Origin of the sequence: Paenibacillus fonticola DSM 21315 (assembly GCF_000381905.1) — a bacterium.
Taxonomy (GTDB): domain Bacteria; phylum Bacillota; class Bacilli; order Paenibacillales; family Paenibacillaceae; genus Fontibacillus; species Fontibacillus fonticola.
Map to the genome: position 1 here is coordinate 1 of NZ_KB907266.1, position 19,647 is coordinate 19,647.

Annotated in this window: 19 protein-coding genes and 1 pseudogene; 18 read left to right on the top strand and 2 right to left on the bottom strand. The window is 50.0% G+C overall.

What is annotated here, in order from left to right; all coding sequences use genetic code 11:
* Positions 1-140 precede the first annotated feature (140 nt).
* The 12 genes and pseudogenes from G358_RS32525 to rsmB form a co-directional block, all read left to right on the top strand.
* A pseudogene (locus tag G358_RS32525) lies at positions 141-336 on the top strand (hypothetical protein); the annotation flags it as partial.
* Positions 337-616: 280 nt separating this feature from the next.
* Complete coding sequence (locus tag G358_RS33185; protein WP_157274436.1) at positions 617-793, top strand: hypothetical protein; 177 nt, start codon at positions 617-619, stop codon at positions 791-793.
* 74 nt (positions 794-867) lie between these two features.
* Positions 868-2,757 (top strand): bifunctional homocysteine S-methyltransferase/methylenetetrahydrofolate reductase, encoded by a 1,890-nt coding sequence (locus G358_RS0120160; RefSeq protein ID WP_019639064.1) that lies wholly within the window; start codon positions 868-870, stop codon positions 2,755-2,757.
* 35 nt (positions 2,758-2,792) lie between these two features.
* Complete coding sequence (locus tag G358_RS0120165; RefSeq protein ID WP_026342383.1) at positions 2,793-3,683, top strand: YicC/YloC family endoribonuclease; 891 nt, start codon at positions 2,793-2,795, stop codon at positions 3,681-3,683.
* A gap of 52 nt (positions 3,684-3,735) precedes the next feature.
* Positions 3,736-3,996 carry an extracellular matrix/biofilm regulator RemA gene (remA, locus tag G358_RS0120170; protein ID WP_019639066.1) on the top strand — a complete coding sequence of 87 codons (261 nt, stop codon included), beginning with the start codon at positions 3,736-3,738 and terminating at the stop codon, positions 3,994-3,996.
* An 11-nt stretch (positions 3,997-4,007) separates the two neighbouring features.
* Positions 4,008-4,580: a guanylate kinase gene (gene gmk / locus G358_RS0120175; protein WP_019639067.1), complete on the top strand. Its 573-nt coding sequence runs from the start codon at positions 4,008-4,010 to the stop codon at positions 4,578-4,580.
* Between the two features lie 52 nt (positions 4,581-4,632).
* Positions 4,633-4,860, top strand: a complete 228-nt coding sequence (gene rpoZ / locus G358_RS30535) for a DNA-directed RNA polymerase subunit omega (protein WP_019639068.1) — start codon at positions 4,633-4,635, stop codon at positions 4,858-4,860.
* Positions 4,861-4,948: 88 nt separating this feature from the next.
* Entirely contained in the window at positions 4,949-6,178 is a 1,230-nt protein-coding gene (gene coaBC / locus G358_RS0120185) for a bifunctional phosphopantothenoylcysteine decarboxylase/phosphopantothenate--cysteine ligase CoaBC (protein WP_019639069.1), read from the top strand.
* The gene (priA, locus tag G358_RS0120190; RefSeq protein WP_019639070.1) at positions 6,178-8,721 is read left to right on the top strand and encodes a primosomal protein N'; all 2,544 of its coding nucleotides are present in this window, start codon (positions 6,178-6,180) and stop codon (positions 8,719-8,721) included. Before coaBC ends, priA begins: the two co-directional genes overlap by 1 nt.
* Before the next feature lie 118 nt (positions 8,722-8,839).
* On the top strand, positions 8,840-9,322 hold the full coding sequence (gene def, locus G358_RS0120195; protein WP_019639071.1) for a peptide deformylase: 483 nt from the start codon (positions 8,840-8,842) through the stop codon (positions 9,320-9,322).
* Between the two features lie 8 nt (positions 9,323-9,330).
* Positions 9,331-10,272, top strand: coding sequence for a methionyl-tRNA formyltransferase (fmt, locus tag G358_RS0120200; protein ID WP_019639072.1), 942 nt, complete (start codon positions 9,331-9,333; stop codon positions 10,270-10,272).
* The gene (gene rsmB, locus G358_RS0120205; RefSeq protein WP_019639073.1) at positions 10,269-11,744 is read left to right on the top strand and encodes a 16S rRNA (cytosine(967)-C(5))-methyltransferase RsmB; all 1,476 of its coding nucleotides are present in this window, start codon (positions 10,269-10,271) and stop codon (positions 11,742-11,744) included. The genes fmt and rsmB overlap by 4 nt, the downstream gene beginning before the upstream one ends.
* A gap of 438 nt (positions 11,745-12,182) precedes the next feature.
* On the opposite strand, the gene G358_RS0120210 is transcribed toward rsmB, so the two are convergent.
* A complete protein-coding gene (locus tag G358_RS0120210; RefSeq protein ID WP_019639074.1) occupies positions 12,183-12,890 on the bottom strand; it encodes a DinB family protein in 708 nt (235 codons plus the stop codon).
* Between the two features lie 470 nt (positions 12,891-13,360).
* Between G358_RS0120210 and rlmN the strand changes: the two genes are divergently transcribed.
* The 6 genes from rlmN to spoVM all read left to right on the top strand — a co-directional run bounded on the left by rlmN (position 13,361) and on the right by spoVM (position 19,216).
* A complete protein-coding gene (rlmN, locus tag G358_RS0120215; RefSeq protein WP_019639075.1) occupies positions 13,361-14,407 on the top strand; it encodes a dual-specificity RNA methyltransferase RlmN in 1,047 nt (348 codons plus the stop codon).
* An 8-nt stretch (positions 14,408-14,415) separates the two neighbouring features.
* Positions 14,416-15,186: a Stp1/IreP family PP2C-type Ser/Thr phosphatase gene (locus G358_RS0120220; RefSeq protein ID WP_019639076.1), complete on the top strand. Its 771-nt coding sequence runs from the start codon at positions 14,416-14,418 to the stop codon at positions 15,184-15,186.
* Positions 15,183-17,360 carry a Stk1 family PASTA domain-containing Ser/Thr kinase gene (pknB, locus tag G358_RS0120225; protein ID WP_019639077.1) on the top strand — a complete coding sequence of 726 codons (2,178 nt, stop codon included), beginning with the start codon at positions 15,183-15,185 and terminating at the stop codon, positions 17,358-17,360. The genes G358_RS0120220 and pknB overlap by 4 nt, the downstream gene beginning before the upstream one ends.
* Before the next feature lie 56 nt (positions 17,361-17,416).
* Positions 17,417-18,325 carry a ribosome small subunit-dependent GTPase A gene (gene rsgA / locus G358_RS0120230; protein ID WP_019639078.1) on the top strand — a complete coding sequence of 303 codons (909 nt, stop codon included), beginning with the start codon at positions 17,417-17,419 and terminating at the stop codon, positions 18,323-18,325.
* A 4-nt stretch (positions 18,326-18,329) separates the two neighbouring features.
* Positions 18,330-18,998 (top strand): ribulose-phosphate 3-epimerase, encoded by a 669-nt coding sequence (gene rpe / locus G358_RS0120235; RefSeq protein WP_019639079.1) that lies wholly within the window; start codon positions 18,330-18,332, stop codon positions 18,996-18,998.
* Positions 18,999-19,135: 137 nt separating this feature from the next.
* Positions 19,136-19,216 carry a stage V sporulation protein SpoVM gene (gene spoVM, locus G358_RS30540; RefSeq protein ID WP_019639080.1) on the top strand — a complete coding sequence of 27 codons (81 nt, stop codon included), beginning with the start codon at positions 19,136-19,138 and terminating at the stop codon, positions 19,214-19,216.
* Between the two features lie 154 nt (positions 19,217-19,370).
* Here the strand turns inward: spoVM and rpmB are convergent, their stop codons facing one another.
* Entirely contained in the window at positions 19,371-19,559 is a 189-nt protein-coding gene (gene rpmB / locus G358_RS0120245; protein WP_019639081.1) for a 50S ribosomal protein L28, read from the bottom strand.
* Between the last annotated feature and the right edge of the window lie 88 nt (positions 19,560-19,647).

Sequence of the window (19,647 nt, forward strand, 5' to 3'; positions counted from 1 at the left end):
CTGTTTGGAGCAGTAAAGACTGAAATAACGTTGCCCAGCTTCGTTACATTTTGGGAAGGGTTATTTTTACACAGATAGCGATCATCAGCTTCGTTATAAAATTTCGTTCATGTTTTGAGTCGCATTTTCGATCTAAGCCCTGGGCAGAAGGATATGATGTAAGTACAGTGGGCCTAAATGAAGCCACTGTAGCGAAACTGTAGCGGAACTGTAGCGAAATACATTCGTGAACAAGAAGCACATGATCCAGCCATAGATAAGCGGAGTGTAAAAGAGTATAAAGATCCGCTCAGCAGCAACAAGAGCAAGAAAGAAATAAAACAGTTTAACTGGTAAGTGAAAGTGACAAATAACACTGAGCTTGAACAGATTTGTGGCCAGGCTAGCGTCTTTAGGCGCAGTTTGGCAACAGGGGGTTATACCCCAAGAGCAGACCACCCGTTGGACGGGTGGTCATGCTTTTATATAAATTAAAGCTCTCTAAGTACCTTAAAACGCCCCATTTGCTTTGTCACAATGTTGAATTGTTGCTTTGCTACAATGTTGCATTGTTGCTTTACAGCTGAGAAGGCCCTGTTGCTGGATAGCTGGCAATCGTCCTTTTACCGGGACAGGTTTGGGAACGATTCAGGATTGGCTCTGGATCGTCTCTGGATCGTCTCTGGATCGTCTCGTGATCGGCTGGGGATCGGGGCTGCTAAATGAGGCAGGAAGTGTTAAAAAGGCAGGAATCGAGGCGGTTTCTTACCATTCAGAGCGAAATTATGTTACATTAAGAATGGAAATAGATTGATAGCCTTACTAGACTCAATAATGATGAATACAAAAACAATTAGCTTAGCAAGAATAAAGTTGCGGAGGTACAAGATGAGGCCGGATTTGCGGGAGAGAATGGAAAAGGAAGTTTTGATCGGCGACGGGGCACTGGGCACTTACTTATATCAGCTGGGATTCCCTGTCGGCATTTCATATGAAGAGTTTAATCTATTAAGACCTGAAGTCATCGGTGACGTACATCGCCGTTATATAGAAGCTGGGGCTCAATTGCTGGAGACAAACACCTTCTCCGCGAATTACTATAAGCTCGCTAAATTCGGTTTGGAATCCAAGGTGGAAGAAATCAACAGAGCGGCCGTCCGGATCGCCAGAAGTGTGGCTGGGGACAACGCTTATGTTGCCGGAGCGGTCGGCTCGATCCGCGGCGGCAAAAGAGTTAACGTTTCCGTGCAGGAGCTAAAGCAATATTATGAGGAGCAAATTGCTGCACTGCTGGCGGAAGACGTCGATGCTTTATTGCTGGAGACGTTCTATGATATGGAAGAGATGAGAATCGCGCTGGGTAGAGCTCGCAAATTAAGCTCAATCCCGGTCATTTGCCAGTTCGCTGTCGACCAGATCGGCCGGACACTGGACGGTTACAGCATTACCGATGCATTCAGCATGCTGCGCCAGGAAGGCGCTGACGTTCTCGGCTTCAACTGTCATTCCGGTCCAAAAGGAATAATGAGCGTAATGGAAGGATTGGAAGGGCCGCTTGACATGCCATTATCCGTGTTTCCAAATGCGGGTTTAGCTGACTATGTAGATGGAGAGTATGTATATGGAGCAACGCCGGAATATTTCGGCGAGTGCGCAGTTTCTTTCGCAGACTTGGGGGCTCGTCTCATCGGCGGGTGCTGCGGTACGACACCGGAGCATATTGCAGAAATCGCCAGTGCGCTGCAAGGTTATGTGCCAAAGCCGCTTCATGAAGGAAAGACGCTGCCTGTTGTTCATCCCGCCATCGCTATTGCAGAGCGGGAGGAGAAGGCGGAGAACATCTCCGGCGGACAAGCGGCGGAGCCGAACATTGTACAATTGGTCAAGGAGCGTCATACTGTCATCGTGGAGCTTGATCCCCCGCGTGATTTGGATATTCGCAGGTTTATGGACGGCGCAGCTGCCTTGAAGGAAGCGGGCGTAGACGCGCTGACACTGGCCGATAATTCGCTGGCGGTTACACGGATGAGCAATATGGCGCTGGGCCATCTCGTCAAGAGCGAGACGGGGCTGCGGCCGCTTATTCATATCGCCTGCCGTGACCGTAATCTGATCGGTACGCAGTCGCATATGATGGGATTCGATGCGCTTGGCATCGACCATGTCCTGGCGGTGACTGGCGATCCGGCCCGCTTCGGCGATTTGCCAGGGGCAAGCTCGGTCTATGATTTAACGTCCTTTGAAATTATTCGCATGATCAAACAACTGAATGAAGGCGTCGCTTTCTCAGGCAAGCCATTGAAGCAGAAAGCGAACTTTGTCGTCGGCGCCGCATTCAATCCAAACGTGAAGCATTTAAATAAGGCGGTCGAGCGCCTGGAGAAAAAAATAGCCTCCGGTGCCGACTATATTATGACGCAGCCTGTATACGATCCCGAACTGATCGTTGCCATCAAAGAGGCTACGGCGCATTTGGACATCCCGGTCTTCATCGGGATCATGCCGCTGGCCAGCGGCAGAAATGCGGAATACTTGCACAATGAGGTTCCCGGAATCAGGCTGTCAGACAGCGTAAGGAAGCGGATGGAGGGCTTGCAAGGGGAGGAAGGCCGCAAGGTCGGGGTAGAAATTGCCAAGGAGCTGCTGGATACGGCAGTGAAGCATTTTAACGGTATTTATTTGATAACGCCATTTATGTTCTATGAAATGACTGTTGATTTGAGCAATTATGTTTGGGAGAAAACCGCACATCAATCACGCTACTTGTCTCGTTCATAATTATCAATTACAATAGGGTAACGGATGTGATACCTTTGTCTCACAGTATGACAGGATACGGACAGTCCGCCAGACAGTTCGGCGGTTATGTTATTCAATTTGAAATGAAATCCGTCAATCACCGGTATGCTGAAATCGTGCTTCGTTTGCCACGGGAGTGGACACGCTATGAAGACGGACTGCGGCGCCTTGTGCAGCGTCATATCAAAAGGGGCCGGATTGATATATACATTAGCAAAGAGCGTGACAATGACAGCTCTTTGCCATTTGTATTGAACCACTCCATCGTGCGGTCTTATTTGCAGGCTGCGGAGGAGCTAAGCCGCGATTACGGTATCAGCGCTAATCTTAGCGCAACAGACATCTTGACCTTACCCGATGTGTTTACCGCGCCGGAACCGTCTTTGGACGGCCTCGATTCAGAGCATCATGGATGGGAGGCCGTGCTTCATGAAGGACTGGAGGAGGCGCTGTCAGGGCTGCTGGAAATGCGGGAGCAGGAAGGATTTCATCTTGTTCGCGATTTGGAAAGCCGGCTGTATAAGCTGGATGAAATCCATGCGGAACTCGTCGGATTGGCCCCGGAAGTGGTTAGCGACTATCGCACCCGGCTGCAGGGGCGTCTCAGCGAATTGTTTGAAGGGACGCTGGATGAGCAAAGATTTGCGATGGAGGTTGCTCTATTTGCGGATCGCTCCAACATTGACGAGGAGTTGATCCGGCTGAAGAGTCACTTTGAGCAGTGTCGCGGATTGCTGCATACCCGTGAGCCGATCGGCCGCAAGCTGGATTTTTTAATACAGGAAATGAATCGTGAAACCAATACGATCGGATCTAAGGCCAACGATTTGGCTCTCGTGAACCGTGTTTTAACAATGAAAGCGGAATTGGAAAAGATTCGCGAACAGGCAGCGAATATGGAATAATACGACCATTCGATGCAGGTGAGTCGAGGAAATTAGGGGGAACTACCTAACCATGGCAATTAAACTTATTAACATCGGTTTTGGCAATATCGTATCGGCGAATCGGATCATTTCTATTGTGAGTCCTGAATCTGCGCCTATTAAGCGAATTATTCAAGAGGCGAGGGACCGCCATATGCTAATTGACGCAACCTATGGCCGCCGGACAAGGGCGGTAATTATTACAGACAGCGATCATGTGATTTTGTCGGCGGTTCAGCCGGAGACGGTCGCGCATCGTCTGTCCATCAAAGACGACGACAACGACGAATAATGGAGAGAACAATGGCAAAAGGGCTACTTATTGTATTATCCGGACCGTCTGGAGTCGGTAAAGGGACGGTCTGCAGCGAATTAAGACAACGTTTGCCGGAGCTCGTATATTCCGTGTCGGCAACGACAAGGCAGCCGCGCCTCGGTGAGGAACACGGTGTAAATTATTTTTTCAAAACCCGCGAGCAGTTTTTGGACATGATTGATAATGATCAACTTCTGGAATACGCCGAGTATGTCGGCAATTATTACGGCACGCCGCGGGATTTTGTGGAACAGACGATCGAGAGCGGTAAAGATATTATTTTGGAGATTGAGGTTCAGGGTGCCCTTAAAGTGAAAGAGAAGTTTCCTGAAGGCATCTTTGTATTTTTGCTTCCGCCATCATTGGATGAACTGAAGGGACGCATTCAAGGGCGGGGAACCGAAAATCAGGCAACGATCGATCATCGAATGTCGGTAGCGGTGGATGAAATCGGATTGCTCAAAAATTATGATTATGCCGTCGTCAATGACGAAATAGATCTTGCCTGCAAAAGAATAGAATCCATCATTACGGCCGAGCATTGTAAAATAAGAAAATAACCGGGTACGTATTTGGTGTGACATTGATAATTTAGAAGAGGTGTTGTGGAACATGCTGTATCCATCGATTGATAGAATGTTGGATAAAGTCGATAGTAAATACTCGCTTGTAGTTGCTGCTTCACGGAGAGCAAGACAGCTAAGAGAAGGGGAGAAGAGTGAGCTGCAGCAGCCGAAATCCCATAAACAGGTCGGCGTAGCTCTCGAAGAAATATATGGTGACTTCGTACGGATTAAGCGGGATGCCAAAGGAGCGCCCCTTACAGACGACGAATCATAAGGAATGGCCTTTCGGGCTACCATACGACAACCGCGAGGTTGTTGTTTTTTTCTGTAATGAATAGGTAGGAAAGAGAGGGGATTACCCTATGTTAACCGGGAAAAAAATTTTACTAGGCATTACCGGGGGCATTGCTGCATATAAAGCGGCATCGCTCTGCAGCAAGCTGGTGCAGCAAGGTGCGGAGGTTCGCGTCATTATGACAGGGTCGGCGACCCAGTTCATTTCAGAGCTGACGCTGCAGGCGCTTTCCAAGCATCCCGTCTATACGGACACATTTGATGAGAAGAACCCGCAGGTTATCGCTCATATCGACCTGGCGGACTGGGCTGATCTCGCCCTCGTTGCCCCGGCTACGGCAAATATCATTGCCAAAATGGCCGTAGGCATTGCCGACGACATGCTGTCCACGACTTTGTTGGCCACGGAGGCCCCGATCATGATCGCACCAGCGATGAACGTACATATGTATACTCACCCTGCGGTAACGCGCAATTTGGCTGAGCTTACAGGGCGAGGGGTGCTGATCGTCGAGCCTGGCAGCGGTCAGCTTGCTTGCGGCTATACTGGCAAAGGAAGAATGGAGGAGCCGGAGGCGATTGTTGCCGTTTTGGCCAACTATTTTGCCCGTCAAAAGCGGGTTGCGGAGCAGCCGCTGGCTGGCAAAAAGGTGGTCGTTACCGCGGGCGGGACCGTGGAGCGGCTGGATCCGGTTCGCTATATTACTAATGATTCTTCGGGAAAAATGGGATTTGCGATCGCGAAAGCAGCCCGCTCTCTCGGTGCGGAGGTGGTCATCGTTGCCGGCAGAACGGAAGTGTCGCCACCGGCTTTTTCAGAAGGGCTAACGGTCACCCGCGTGGAATCAGCCCTGGAGATGTATGAAGCGGTTAATGCGATTTGGGCGGATACGGATATATTGGTGAAGGCGGCAGCGGTAGCTGATTATCGGCCTAAACAAATTGCGGAGCAGAAAATGAAGAAATCCGGGGAGACGATGACACTGGAGCTCGTTAAAAACATCGACATACTGGAAACGCTCGGCCGCAGCAAGATGGGGCAATTTTTGATCGGCTTTGCCGCCGAGACGGATCAATTGGAGCAAAATGCTCTCGACAAGCTGCGGCGGAAAAATTGCGATCTGCTTATTGCCAACGATGTGACTGCAGAAGGCGCAGGCTTCGGCTCCGATACAAATATCGTGCATGTCTATGATCAGGACGGGTTGGTGCAATCGCTCCCGCAGCTGTCCAAGGAGGAAATTGGACTGCGCATTATGGAACTGGCTGCAGAGCGTTTGACAGGAGAGTTTAAGTAATGTACAAAATGGCAAAAGTAATTGTCGATGTGCCGAGCCGGGAGACCGACCGGCCTTTTGACTATTTAGTTCCTGAGCAGTTCAACGGCTGGATCGAAATTGGCAGCCGGGTAGGTGTGCCGTTTGGCCGCCGGACGGTGCAAGGATTTGTTATCTCCCTCCACGAAGATCTGGAAATGGCAGCGTCAAGGATGAAGCCGATTGCTGAGCTGCTGGATTTACTCCCACCGCTTCCGCCGGATTTAGTGGAGTTAGCGGCATGGATGAGCCGCAAATATGCTTGCAGCATGATTTCGGCATTGCAGGCGATGATCCCTTCCGCCTTAAAAGGGAAGGCAGAGAGATACATTCACGTGACCGAAGAGCACCAGATGGCTGAAAGGCAGACAGCTGGGGCCGAGGAAAGCTTGCTGTTCGATGGCTGGTCCTTGCTGGGACAAACCGAACGGGACATCGTCTCTTACGTCAAACGTTCCGGCCCCGTTACGATGGCGCATTTAAGCGCCCGTTTTCCAGAACAGGCACAAATGATCAAAGGGCTGCTGGGTCAAGGGATTTTGTTCGAAAGCCAGGCGATTAAGGACAAGGTACGGAAGAAGACAATCAAAGTGGTCGCGGCAGCGGTAAGCGGCGAGGCGGCGCAGCAAGCTTTAGCATCGTTCGGGACAAAGGCGCGCCGCCAGAAGGAAGTACTGCAATTTTTACTTGAGACGGGCGTTCCTTTATCGATGCAGGAAGTGCTGTCGACTTTGCGCGTCACAGCAGGAACGGTCAAGAGTCTGGCGGACAAAGGCTTGGCGGTGATTGAGGATGTAGAGGTGTTTCGCGATCCGTATCAGGATCGCCGCTTCAAAGCGACGGAGCCGCTGGAACGAACTGCGGAGCAGGAGTACGTATACCAGGCGGTAACAGGGGTGCTGGATGCCCGCCGCTATGGCGTGTTTTTGCTGCACGGGGTAACTGGCAGCGGGAAAACCGAAATTTATCTTCAGACGATTGAACGCTGTATTTCCCTCGGTCGTCAGGCAATCGTCCTCGTGCCGGAAATTTCGCTGACACCGCAAATGGTGGAGCGGTTTAAGGGGCGCTTCGGCAGTAAAGTTGCGGTAATGCACAGCCGGCTATCTACGGGGGAGCGGTATGACGAATGGCGCAAAATCCGTGAAGGCCGAGTGCAGGTAGCAATTGGAGCGCGCTCTGCTGTGTTTGCCCCGTTTGCTGATCTGGGACTTATCGTTATGGATGAAGAGCATGAAACTTCATATAAGCAGGAAGAAACGCCGAAATATCATGCTCGTGATGTAGCGGTGGAGCGGGCCCGGCAGCAAGGCGCGGCGGTCATTTTGGGGTCTGCGACCCCTTCGCTGGAAAGCTATCATGCTGCACGCTCCCAGGCGAATGACCATTTTGCGCCGCATATTTTAGAGATGAAGCAGCGCCCTTCTGGAAGCCGGTTACCCGGTGTTCATATCGTGGACATGCGCGAGGAACTGCGCGAGGGCAACCGTTCGATGTTCAGCCGGGCTCTGCACCAGGGAATTGCGGCGCGGATGGAACGCGGAGAGCAGACGGTATTGTTTCTGAACCGGCGCGGATATTCAACGTTCGTCATGTGCCGGACTTGTGGTTATGTGGCAGGCTGTCCAGAGTGCGACATTTCGCTAACTTATCACCAGAAGTCGAACAATTTACGCTGTCATTATTGCGGCTACGCCGCTCCTGCGCCATCCGTCTGTCCGGAGTGCCAAAGCGAGCATATTCGTTATTTCGGAACCGGAACCCAGCGGGTCGAAGGAGAGCTGTCCAAGCTGTTCCCGGGCATCCGGGTTATTCGCATGGATGTGGACACGACGAGTGAGAAAGGCGCTCATGAAAAATTGCTTCAGGCGTTTCGAGACAAAAAAGGAGATGTCCTCCTTGGCACGCAAATGGTAGCCAAAGGGCTGGATTTCCCCGATGTTACGCTAGTTGGAGTCATCGCGGCCGATACGGCGCTCTATTTCCCGGATTTTCGCTCGGCAGAGAAGACGTTCCAACTACTTACGCAGGTGGCGGGCCGGGCCGGACGCCATCAGTTGCCGGGCGAAGTGTTTATACAGACGTATATGCCGGATCATTACTCGATCATCCATTCCAGCGGGCATGATTATCATTCTTTTGTGAGAGACGAGCTGCAGCATCGAAGAGCGCTCCACTATCCGCCTTACAGCAGGCTTATTCTCACTACGCTATCTCATGAACAACTCCCTGTACTGCTGCGGCTGGCCGAGAACTTTGCCAGCGAGCTGCGGGGCAGAGCCCAGCGGCTTGGCTGGTACGGAGATCTGGACAGACGAACAGCCGAGGCGCTTGACATACTAGGGCCGGTAGCCTCGCCCATTCCGCGTATTAAAAACCGTTACAGATTTCAATGTATGGTAAAATATCGGGGGGATCTCGATGCGGTATCCCTCGTCCGGGAGACGGCATCCGCTACGATGGATCAGCTGCGGGATGCGTCGCTGCAAATTAGCATTGATGTTGATCCGCAAATGCTTATGTAATATACGGCAATATTTTTATTTTATAGCGATCCAGCCGGAGCATCGGTGTGGACAGTTGCATATATTTTGTAAAGATCAGGTTAAACATAAGATGAGGCTATAGGAGGTTGTTGACAGTATGGCGATTCGGATTATTGTCCACGAACCGGATGAAGTGCTGCATCAGGTAGCAAAAGAAGTGAAGAAGATTACGCCTAACGTACAGAAGCTGCTCAGCGATATGGCAGATACGATGTATGATGCGGAAGGAGTAGGACTGGCCGCTCCGCAAATAGGAATCCTTAAACGATTAATCGTCATTGATGTCGGAGATGAGCATGGGTTGATTGAGCTTATTAATCCCGAAATCGTATCTGCGGAGGGCGAGCAATTTGGTCCTGAAGGATGCCTCAGCATTCCGGGCTACCGGGGCGATGTAAGACGGGCGATGGAAGTTACGGTCAAAGGCCTGGATCGAAACGGCAAGGAAGTGACTTATACAGGAACAGAGCTGTTGGCACGGGCGTTCCAGCATGAGATCGATCATTTGAACGGTGTGCTTTATACGGATATCGCCGAAAGAGTGTACGAAATTACGCCTGAGGGTGAGGAAAAGGAGTGACGTCTCTGTTGAATATTGTGTTTATGGGGACTCCGGATTTTGCCGTACCTTCCCTCGAAGCATTGCTTCGCGAGGGATATAACGTGGTGGCCGTTGTGACGCAGCCTGACCGTCCGCAAGGCCGGAAAAAAATATTGACGCCTACGCCTGTAAAAGAAGCCGCACAGCGTCACGGCATTCCCGTGCTGCAGCCGCACAGGATGAGATCGCCTGAGGCGATAGAGGAAATTGCGGCACTGCAGCCAGACGTAATTGTTACCGCGGCTTACGGACAAATTTTACCGAAGGCTGTACTTGATTTGCCTAAGTATGGCTGCTTGAATGTACACGGCTCGCTGCTCCCGAAATATCGGGGCGGCGCGCCGATTCAGCGCTCAATTATAAATGGGGAGAAAGAGACCGGCATTACACTGATGTATATGGCTGAAGGGCTCGATACCGGCGATATGATTGCTAAATCGGCTGTGACCATCGGGGACGAAGATACGTCTGGAACGATGTTTGACAAGCTCAGTGCTGCAGGAGCAGCTCTGCTGACGGAACAGCTGCCGCTTATCATCGAGGGCAGAGCCGGGCGCATTCCGCAAAATGAATCCGAAGCGACGTATGCGCCTAACTTGTCCCGCGAGGATGAACGGATCGACTGGGCGGCGTCTTCAAGAGACATTTATAACCGTGTCAGAGGGCTGGTGCCGTATTCCGGTGGTTACACTTTGTGGAACGGTGAAGTGTTTAAAATATGGGCGACGAAGCTTGTTGAAGGCGAAGGGGTTCAGGCAAGCGGACAAGCTCCCGGTACAGTGCTGGACTTATCGGAGCGGGGGATCGAAGTCAAGACAGGGGATACTTCTATTTTGCTCACCCGGATTCAGCCTGCCGGCAAAAAGGCGATGGACGCGTCCGAGTTTATTCGCGGCGGAGTGATGAAGCCGGGGACGGTACTATCATGAGCGGGCAAAATAAAAGCGCTAAGCCAGGAATACAGAGCGAGCAACGCGGCAAGCAAGGCAGCGGGGCTCCAGCCAGCGGCAAGCGTTCTAATGGCGGGAAATCGCAGCGGTTCAAAGCTTCCGCCCGCGATACTGCGCTGCACGTGCTTACAGAGGTGGAGCAGGAGGGTGCGTACAGCAATCTGCTGTTGAATACGGCGCTTCAGAAGGCCGGCTTAACCGGACCTGAAGCTGGCCTTGCCACGGAGCTTGTCTATGGCACTATTTCCAGAAAAAATACAATCGATTATTATTTGGATCAATTTGTGGCCAAAGGAGTAGCGAAGCTGCAGCCCTGGGTGCGGAATTTGCTGCGGCTGGGCTTCTACCAAATTTATTATCTGGATCGGATTCCTCCGCATGCCGCCGTGAATGAGGCCGTAAATATTGCCAAGCGGAGAGGGCATCAGGGGATTTCGGGGATGGTCAATGGCGTGCTGCGGAATGTGCTCCGGCGTAAAGAACAGCTGCAGCTGCCAGCTGATCTGCCTCCTGTGTCACGAATTTCCCTTGAGCAGTCGCATCCTGAATGGCTAGTATCCAGATGGATTGAGCAATACGGTGTTGAAACGGCCGAAGCCATCTGCAGAGCAAATAATGAATCTCCTCCAGTAAGCGTTAGAGTCAACTCGCTTCAAATTAGCCGGGACGAGCTGATGAAGAGGATGGAGCAGCAGGGGCTGGAGGTGGTCCCTTCTCGAATTTCAGCCGATGGGATTATCGTAACGAGCGGAGGCAACATGGCGTTAACTGATTGGTACCGCGACGGCTTGCTGTCTATTCAGGATGAGAGCTCGATGCTGGTGGCCGAAGCAGTCGATCCAAAGCCCGGGATGTCCGTACTGGATTGCTGTGCAGCGCCTGGCGGCAAGACCTGTCATATCGCCGAAAAAATGGGCGGAAACGGCGAGGTTGCCGCTAACGATATTCATGCCCATAAAGCGAAGCTAATCAAGGAACAGGCTATACGCCTGAAGCTTGATAATGTACAGACTTTATCAGGAGATGCACTGGAGCTTCCTCAGCGTTTTGCGCCGGAAACTTTTGACCGCATATTGCTCGATGCCCCTTGCTCCGGCCTCGGGGTGATCCGGCGCAAGCCGGATTTGAAATGGGCGAAGACGCCGGAGGATATTGCCGAAATAACAAGTATCCAGCAGAGGCTGCTGGATGCGGCGAGTACACTGCTTAAGCCTGGAGGGGTGCTTATATACAGCACCTGCACGATTGAACCGAGTGAAAATGAAGGGATGGTAAAACAATTTTTGGAGCGCCATCCCGAATATGAACTTGCTCCTGCTCAATTTGCCGGACAGGAATTGAATAAGGCTGGAGACAAGGAAGCTTATGGTCTGCAGCTTCTGCCCCAGCATTATCACTCGGATGGCTTTTACATCGCCCGCTTAATGAAGCGTACTTCCGCAATATCATGATTGGGAAAAAAAGGGTTTGCGCCTAACGCAATCTCGTTTACAATAGTTAGTGGTGAAGCACACCTCTGCTATCGGCATGGTCGATTAGCGGGGTGTGTTTTTTTGCGGGCATAAATCCCTCAATTTATCACTTTATCCAGTCGTACCAGATAGAGGGCTTTGGTCGCAGTGTGCAGAAACCTTCTGGCGTAACTTGCCGGCTGCAGGACGAGCCGTCGCATTGTACGATGCTGACCCTTTAAGCCGCGGTGATTTCAGTCCGATGGTGACGCATTAGTTTTGTAAAGCAACCCTCACTAGTGATTTAGCGCTGGTTTGCCGGCACATGCTCGGCTTTCTTTTTGTTGGCTATGTTAATTAGCATTGTTGATTGCTAATCAAAATGAAAACCGCCTTTCCAAGGCGGTAGTTGAGGCATCGTATGCCAGTTTGTTGATCTTATCGGTATGATTTTCTCATTTCCTTTTGGAGCTTAACCTTTATACGGGCACATTTATTCAAATGCAAAAAATTATGTCTCGTTGCTGGCATTAGCACAAGTCCTGCAATGGTCTTTTTGCTCCAATAATCAGCAATACCGCTTGCTTCTTGAAGAATAGCATTTTCATCAAATAACTTTTTGATTCTACAATCTTGCACTTTATTTCTAAACTCGCCTGGTTGCAGTGACGAAATTATTTGTCGGGTTTGTTTTCCCACAGCTATTCTATATTCTAATAGTGAATCTATATTAATAACTGAACTTAGTTCTGCGATATCGTCATCGCTCATGCTGTTCCCGCTATGGGGAAATCTGATGTTCATTTTTTGCAGCCAATGACCAGAGTGAAGCACCTGCTGACGGTCTGCAACTAAAATATTCATCGTCATGTCCTCGACTCTTGCAACATGCCAGAGATGCCATGCGATTGAATTCTTTGTATCTGGAGCATTTACAGGATACTTCCTTAACACACTTTCCTCCAGACTTTCCAAAACAAAATCCTCCAGAGTATTGATGCTGGCGTTACTCATTCTTGATGAGTACAACCAAGCATGGTGATTGAGAAATAGCTCAATTACTCGAACGTGTTCGCTTGGATTTAATATGGTTTCAGTTAACTCCTTATGGTTTTTATTCCAAATTCTCCTTTGTTCTAAATCCATTGAAATCACCTCGAGAATAAAAATGACCCGTTCCCTTAGCAAGCAAACAATGCTTGACGAAGATGAGCCTTCGTCTCGTTTACAGGAAACGGAAAGAAACCAACATGTTTTTCTTATTCGACGCTGTGTTCTCATATTCCTTGCTATTTAAAATAACGGAACCAAGCCAGGAGTCCCTTTAAGTCCTTCAAATCGAGGTGAAATCACTCCGCATTTGGATCATACCTGAATTTGGATTGTACTTATAATTATGGAGCGTACGTTCTCGTTTTTCGAATATCAACAATATCGTTTAACATAGTTTTTTATTAAAAAATACTTTTTACTCAGGCAGATTCACAGTAAAGATTAAGACTTGCTGCACTTTAGGGTTGAAACTTGCCGTACTTTAGTGTAAAAATGATTTGTGCTAAAATAGAAAGAATGAGTGGACAACTGCATACGATATACTATAGGACAGGTGTGTGACAATGAAACCCTTTATATATGATTATACTTTGGAGCAGCTGCAAGAATGGGCTGTTGAGCAAGGGGAAGCTGCGTTCCGCGGCGCGCAAATATTTGATTGGCTGTATGTAAAACGTGTAGACTCTTTTAAGGACATGACTAATTTGTCCAAGTCGCTCCGTCAGAAACTGGACGACCAGTTCGCTTTCGTCACTTTGAAGGAGATCACCAAGTTTGAATCGAAAGATGGAACGGTCAAGTTCCTGTTCGGACTGCATGACGATCATGCGATTGAGACGGTCATTATGAAGCATAACTACGGCAACAGCATCTGCGTAACGACGCAGGTCGGCTGCAAGGTGGGCTGCACGTTTTGTGCTTCCACGCTCGGTGGGCTGAAACGAAATTTAACTGCAGGTGAAATCGTCGCTCAAGTCGTGCAAGCCCAGAAAATTCTCGATACCCGCGGGGAACGGGTAAGCAGTATCGTAATTATGGGAACCGGAGAGCCGTTCGAAAACTATGATGCGACGATGGCGTTTTTACGGATTATGATTCATGAAAAAGGCTTGAACATCGGACAAAGACATATTACTGTATCAACGAGCGGAATTGTTCCGAACATTTACAAGTTCGCTGACGAAGATACGCAAATTAATTTGGCTATTTCCATTCATGCGCCCAACGATGCGCTCCGTTCCAAATTGATGCCGGTAAATCGCCGCTTTCCTTTTGACGATGTGATGGAGTCACTTCGGTATTACCTTGCCAAAACAGGCCGCAGAATTACGTTTGAATACGCGCTAATTGGCGGTGTCAACGATCAGCCGGAGCATGCGGAAGAACTGGCAGGTGTGCTGAAGGACATGCTTTGTCACGTGAATCTCATTCCTGTTAATCACGTGCCGGAGCGCAAATATGTAAGAACTGCGAGAAATGACATTTTTCAGTTTCAGCGCATACTGGCGGACCATGGCATCAATGTGACGATCCGCCGCGAGCAAGGGCATGATATCGCAGCTGCTTGTGGTCAGCTGCGGGCAAAGCATATGGAGTCTGGTGTGAGGTGATCTGATCAATGAAAATGGTGTATGTAAGTGATGTTGGGCGCGTTCGCCCCGTCAATGAGGACAGCGCATGGATTTCCCGCCTTGAGCAAGGCTACACGATCGGCATCGTTGCCGATGGCATGGGCGGCCATCAGGCCGGGGATACGGCCAGCCAGCTGGCGGTAGAAACAATTGTGCAGGACATGGTGGAGTTAGCTCCGAACCTGTCTGTTCAAGCGTGCGGCGAAGCGTTGAAGCAAGCTATTTTACATGCCAATGAAGTCGTATTCCGCAAAGCATCGGAGCATCAGGAATATCACAACATGGGGACGACGGTCGTTGCTGTTCTTTTGAGCGGTCAAAATGGAGTCGTCGGTCATATTGGCGATAGCCGGGTATATCAGTACCGTCAAGGCGGCCTTACCCAGTTAACGGAAGATCATTCGCTCGTTAATGAGCTGCTTAAGAACAAGCAGATCAGTGAAGAAGAGGCCTTGACTCATCCGCGGCGCAACGTGCTGACGAGAGCGCTTGGCACCGATTCCGAGGTCGAGGTCGATTTGGACCAGATTGTTTTGGAAGCAGGGGATATTTTGCTGCTTTGCAGTGACGGACTCAGCAATCATGTCACCCGTGAACAAATGATGCTTACGCTCGGAGCGGGCGATCTTTCTTTACAGGATCGCGCTCAGCACCTGCTTCAGCTTGCCTTGAATGCAGGAGGCGACGATAATATTACCGTTGCACTGCTCGAGAATTACGAAGAGGCTGGGCCAAGCATAAAGGAGTGGAACTCATGATCGGACACGAATTGGGCGGTCGTTATCAAATTATCGAACGAATTGGCGGCGGTGGAATGGCGCTTGTATATAAAGCCCATGATATTTTGCTTAATCGCAATATAGCGATCAAGGTGCTGCGCCAACAATTTGTGAACGATGAGGAATTTATCCGCCGGTTCCGGCGGGAAGCGCAATCTGCCGCATCTTTATCTCATCCTAACGTAGTGAGCGTATACGATGTAGGACAGGAAGACGATATTCATTATATTGTGATGGAATACGTGGAAGGCCAGAATTTGAATGAAATTATTAAGGAGCGCGCCCCGCTGCAAGTGGACGAGGCCATCCGCATCGCATCGCAAATTGCCGATGCTTTGGATCATGCCCATCATAACCAAATCATTCATCGGGATATTAAGCCTCATAACATATTGATCGGCCGCAATGGCCGGGTTAAAGTGACGGATTTCGGTATTGCCCGTGCGGTTACGTCTACGACAATTACGCAAACCGGGTCCGTAGTCGGGTCTGTGCACTATTTTTCACCGGAGCATGCTAAAGGAGTAGCTACGGGGGAGAAGTCAGATTTATACTCGCTGGGCATTGTATTATATCAAATGCTGACGGGGCGTCTTCCCTTTTTAGGAGAGAGCCCGATTAGCGTTGCTTTGAAGCATCTGCAGGAACATTTTGAGGAGCCTCGTTCCGTGAATCCGATGATTCCGCAAAGCGTTGAGAATATTATTCTGAAATCGATGCGTAAAAATCCGGGGGAACGCTATCAGTCGGCCAAGGAAATGCTCCATGATTTAGAGACCTGCTTGCTGCCTGAAAGACGAATGGAGTCTAAGCTAAGCTTCATCGACGAAGAGGATGAGGACAGCACACGCATTGTCCCAGCGATTAAACCGCAGGTGTCGTCCTCCGCAAGAGGCGGCTCCAAGCTGTCCAGAGATGCACAAGGAGACAGTGAGCGGGAAGAGGCGGCCAGCAAGCGCATTTGGTTCAAACCCGTATTGTGGGTAAGTCTTACCGTGTTGTTGCTTTTGGCTATGGCGGGGGTAGTATGGTACGTAAACAAAACCTTTACCGTCCCGGATGTTACAGTACCGAATGTAATCAACCTAAGTGAAGAGGATGCAGTCAGAACGCTGCAGGATAAAGGCCTGGAAGTAGGCGATGTTAAGCGGGAATACAAAGAAGGCTTCGATGAAGGGATCGTTTATGAACAGAGCAGGCCGGACGGAGCTCAAGTTAAAGAAGGTGCAGTTATTGATTTAAAAGTTAGTATAATCAAGCCGCCGGAGAAAATGCCGCCGCTGATCGGATATACCTACGATGACGCCGTTGCCCAGCTGGTTGAGGCAGGGGTTGATGAAGATCGGATTACCAAGTCTGAAGAATTCAGCGAGATGGAAGTAGGCAAAGTCATCGCGCAAGACCCGGATGCCAAAGCCGATTATGATCCTTCCACTGACAGCATTGTGCTTAAAGTGAGCAAAGGAGTTAAGGAATTTAATATGCCGAGCCTAATTGACAAAACTCAGGAAGAGGCAGAGGCAACGATCAAGGAACTGGGCTTGAAGCTGGCTAAGGACGGGATCAAGACCGAGCCAAGCTTTGAATATGAGGCTGGCAAAGTGATCGGGCAATGGCCGTTTGCGCCGAACAGCCTGGCAACACCAGGTACTGAAATGGTTCTGACCGTGAGCTCGGGCTATCCGCCAGAAGCGATCAAATACACGTTCGAAGTGCCGGCTGCCCCGGTTGAGGAGGGCAAGAACAGTAAAATTCGCATCGTTTACGGCGACGCCCGCGGAGATAACAAAGAGTGGGGCACCAAAACGATCAATACGACCCAAACGTTCGCTGTAGAGCTGGTGCTTGCCCCGAATAAAAACGGGGCCGTCTCGGTCATTCGGGATGGCGAGCTGTTTGATACGTATCTTGTTTCGTATATCGATGCCAAGCAGGGAACAGTACCGGTTCCACAGCTTCCGGGAAGTAGTGTAGAGGAGAACTCTTACAATGACTGGGAAGAGGGGGAAATGGAGAACCCTGATACCGGATGGATAGATAATGGCGCTGTCGCGCAGGCCGTAAAAGACAATAAAAGCAAGAATAACGGTAAGGGAAATGGTAAAGGAAAAGATAAAGATAAAGATAAAGATAAAGATAAAGGGTATAAGTAACGTAACAATATGCACTGAGATTAGACAGAAAGAAACGAAAGTGAGGCCGGCAACATATGCCTGAAGGTTTAATTGTTAAGGCATTAAGCGGATATTACTACGTAAAGCCAGAAGCCTCGGCAGAGGAGAACATTCTCCAATGCCGGGGCCGCGGCATTTTCAAGAAAAAAGGGATTACTCCGCTGGTAGGTGATCATGTTCTCTATACTCCAACCGAGAACGGGGAAGGCACGGTGGATGAAATATTGCCGCGGGTAACCGAGCTGATCCGGCCACCCATCGCCAATGCACGTTTAGCTGTTCTTCTGTTTTCACTGAAGGAGCCGAATTTTAATCTTCAGCTGTTGGACAAGTTTCTTGTACATATCGAGCACGCGGGACTGCGTCCGCTGATTTGTTTGACGAAGGAAGATCTGCTGGATGAACCGGAGAATGAACCGGACCGCGATCTGACGAAGCAGGTGGTCGGGCTTTATGAAAAGGTCGGCTACGAGGTCATTGTTACGAGTTCCTTGGCAGGCACTGGAATAACGGCGGTGAAAGCCCGGCTTGCGGGTGAAATCAGCGTTTTTGCCGGGCAGTCGGGTGTAGGCAAGTCATCATTGCTGAATGCGATGCTTCCGGGACTGTCCCTTGAGACGAGCGAAATCAGCACAAAGTTGGGGCGCGGGCGCCATACGACCCGTCATGTCGAGCTTATTCCGCTGGATAACGGCGGCTATGTCGCGGATACGCCTGGATTTAGCCAGCTGGACTTCCTGGAGCTTGGTGTGGAGGAGCTCGCCTCCTGCTTTATCGAATTCAACGATTATGCAGAGCGGTGCAAATTTCGCGGCTGCAGCCATTTGCATGAACCAGGCTGCCATGTCAGGGCGGCGGTGGAGGAAGGCGAGATTACGGCTAGCCGTTACGAGCACTATATGCAATTTTATGAGGAAATGAAGGATAAAAAACGGAGGTACTGACTACATGAGAAAAATCAACATAGCACCGTCTATTCTGTCTGCGGATTTTGGGAAACTGGCTCAAGAAGTCGCTGAAGTAGAGCGAAGCGGTGCGGACTGGCTTCATGTCGACGTGATGGACGGTCATTTTGTCCCCAATATTACGTTTGGCCCGCTTGTACTGGCCGCGGTCGCTCCCCATACCAAGCTGTTTCTGGACGTGCATCTGATGATCGAGCATCCGGAACAATATGTCGCTGAATTCGCCAAGGCGGGGGCCAGCCTAATTACGGTTCATACCGAGGCCTGTGTGCATTTGCACCGGGTTATTCAGCTTATTAAGAGCTTGGGCGTTAAGGCCGGTGTCGCTATTAACCCAGGCACACCTGCAGCGGCTGTCCGCGAAGTCATTGAGGATGTTGATCTTGCGCTTGTAATGACCGTAAACCCGGGCTTTGGAGGACAGGCCTTCATACCGGGAACACTGCGCAAAATTTCACAAATTGCCGAGTGGCGGGAGCAGCTAGGGCTAAGCGGCCTGCATATCGAAGTGGACGGGGGGATTACCGCTGCCACTGCTCCGCTTGTAACTGAAGCAGGCGCGGATGTGCTCGTGGCCGGGAGCGCCGTGTTTGGACGCGAGGACCGGGCGGCTGCGATTGCGGAAATTCGTAATAGTATCAGAGTGGTATAGGGATGGGCTGTTTCGCATACAATGGGTTACATGAGCAAGGTTCTCATGTGCCCTTTTTTTTTCGTCCTGAATACACGGGAAGCAGACTTGAAACATAGACTGTTGTGAAGGCATGAGAATGATGGGGAGGGTGAAGGATGAAATTTTATACGATCAAGCTGCCTAAGTTTTTGGGCGGATTCGTCAAAGCTATACTTAATACTTTTCACAAAAGCTAAGAGGGGGCATGTACCGGACTTACGGAAAAAGGGAGACGGCCTCACTTTCGCCTTTTGCTGCGGGAAAATTTTGAAGGTGCCGCGGAAAACAGGCATCAAAAAAGCACCTCTATTTTAGAAAAGGTGCTTTTTGTTTATATACCTATTACAACCATTACGCGCGAGTCACTTTTCCGGATTTCAAGGCCCGTGTGCTAACGTATACGCGTTTTGGTTTGCCGTCTACAAGAATGCGTACCTTTTGTACGTTCACGCCCCAAGTACGCTTCGTGTGATTGTTTGCGTGGGATACATTGTTCCCCGTGCTTGGGCTCTTGCCTGTTACATAACATTTGCGAGACATTCATTACACCTCCTAATAACAACCTCTTAAAACAACACTTATCTATAATATCACAGTAAAAAAAGCGGCGTCAACCAGTGACTTTACT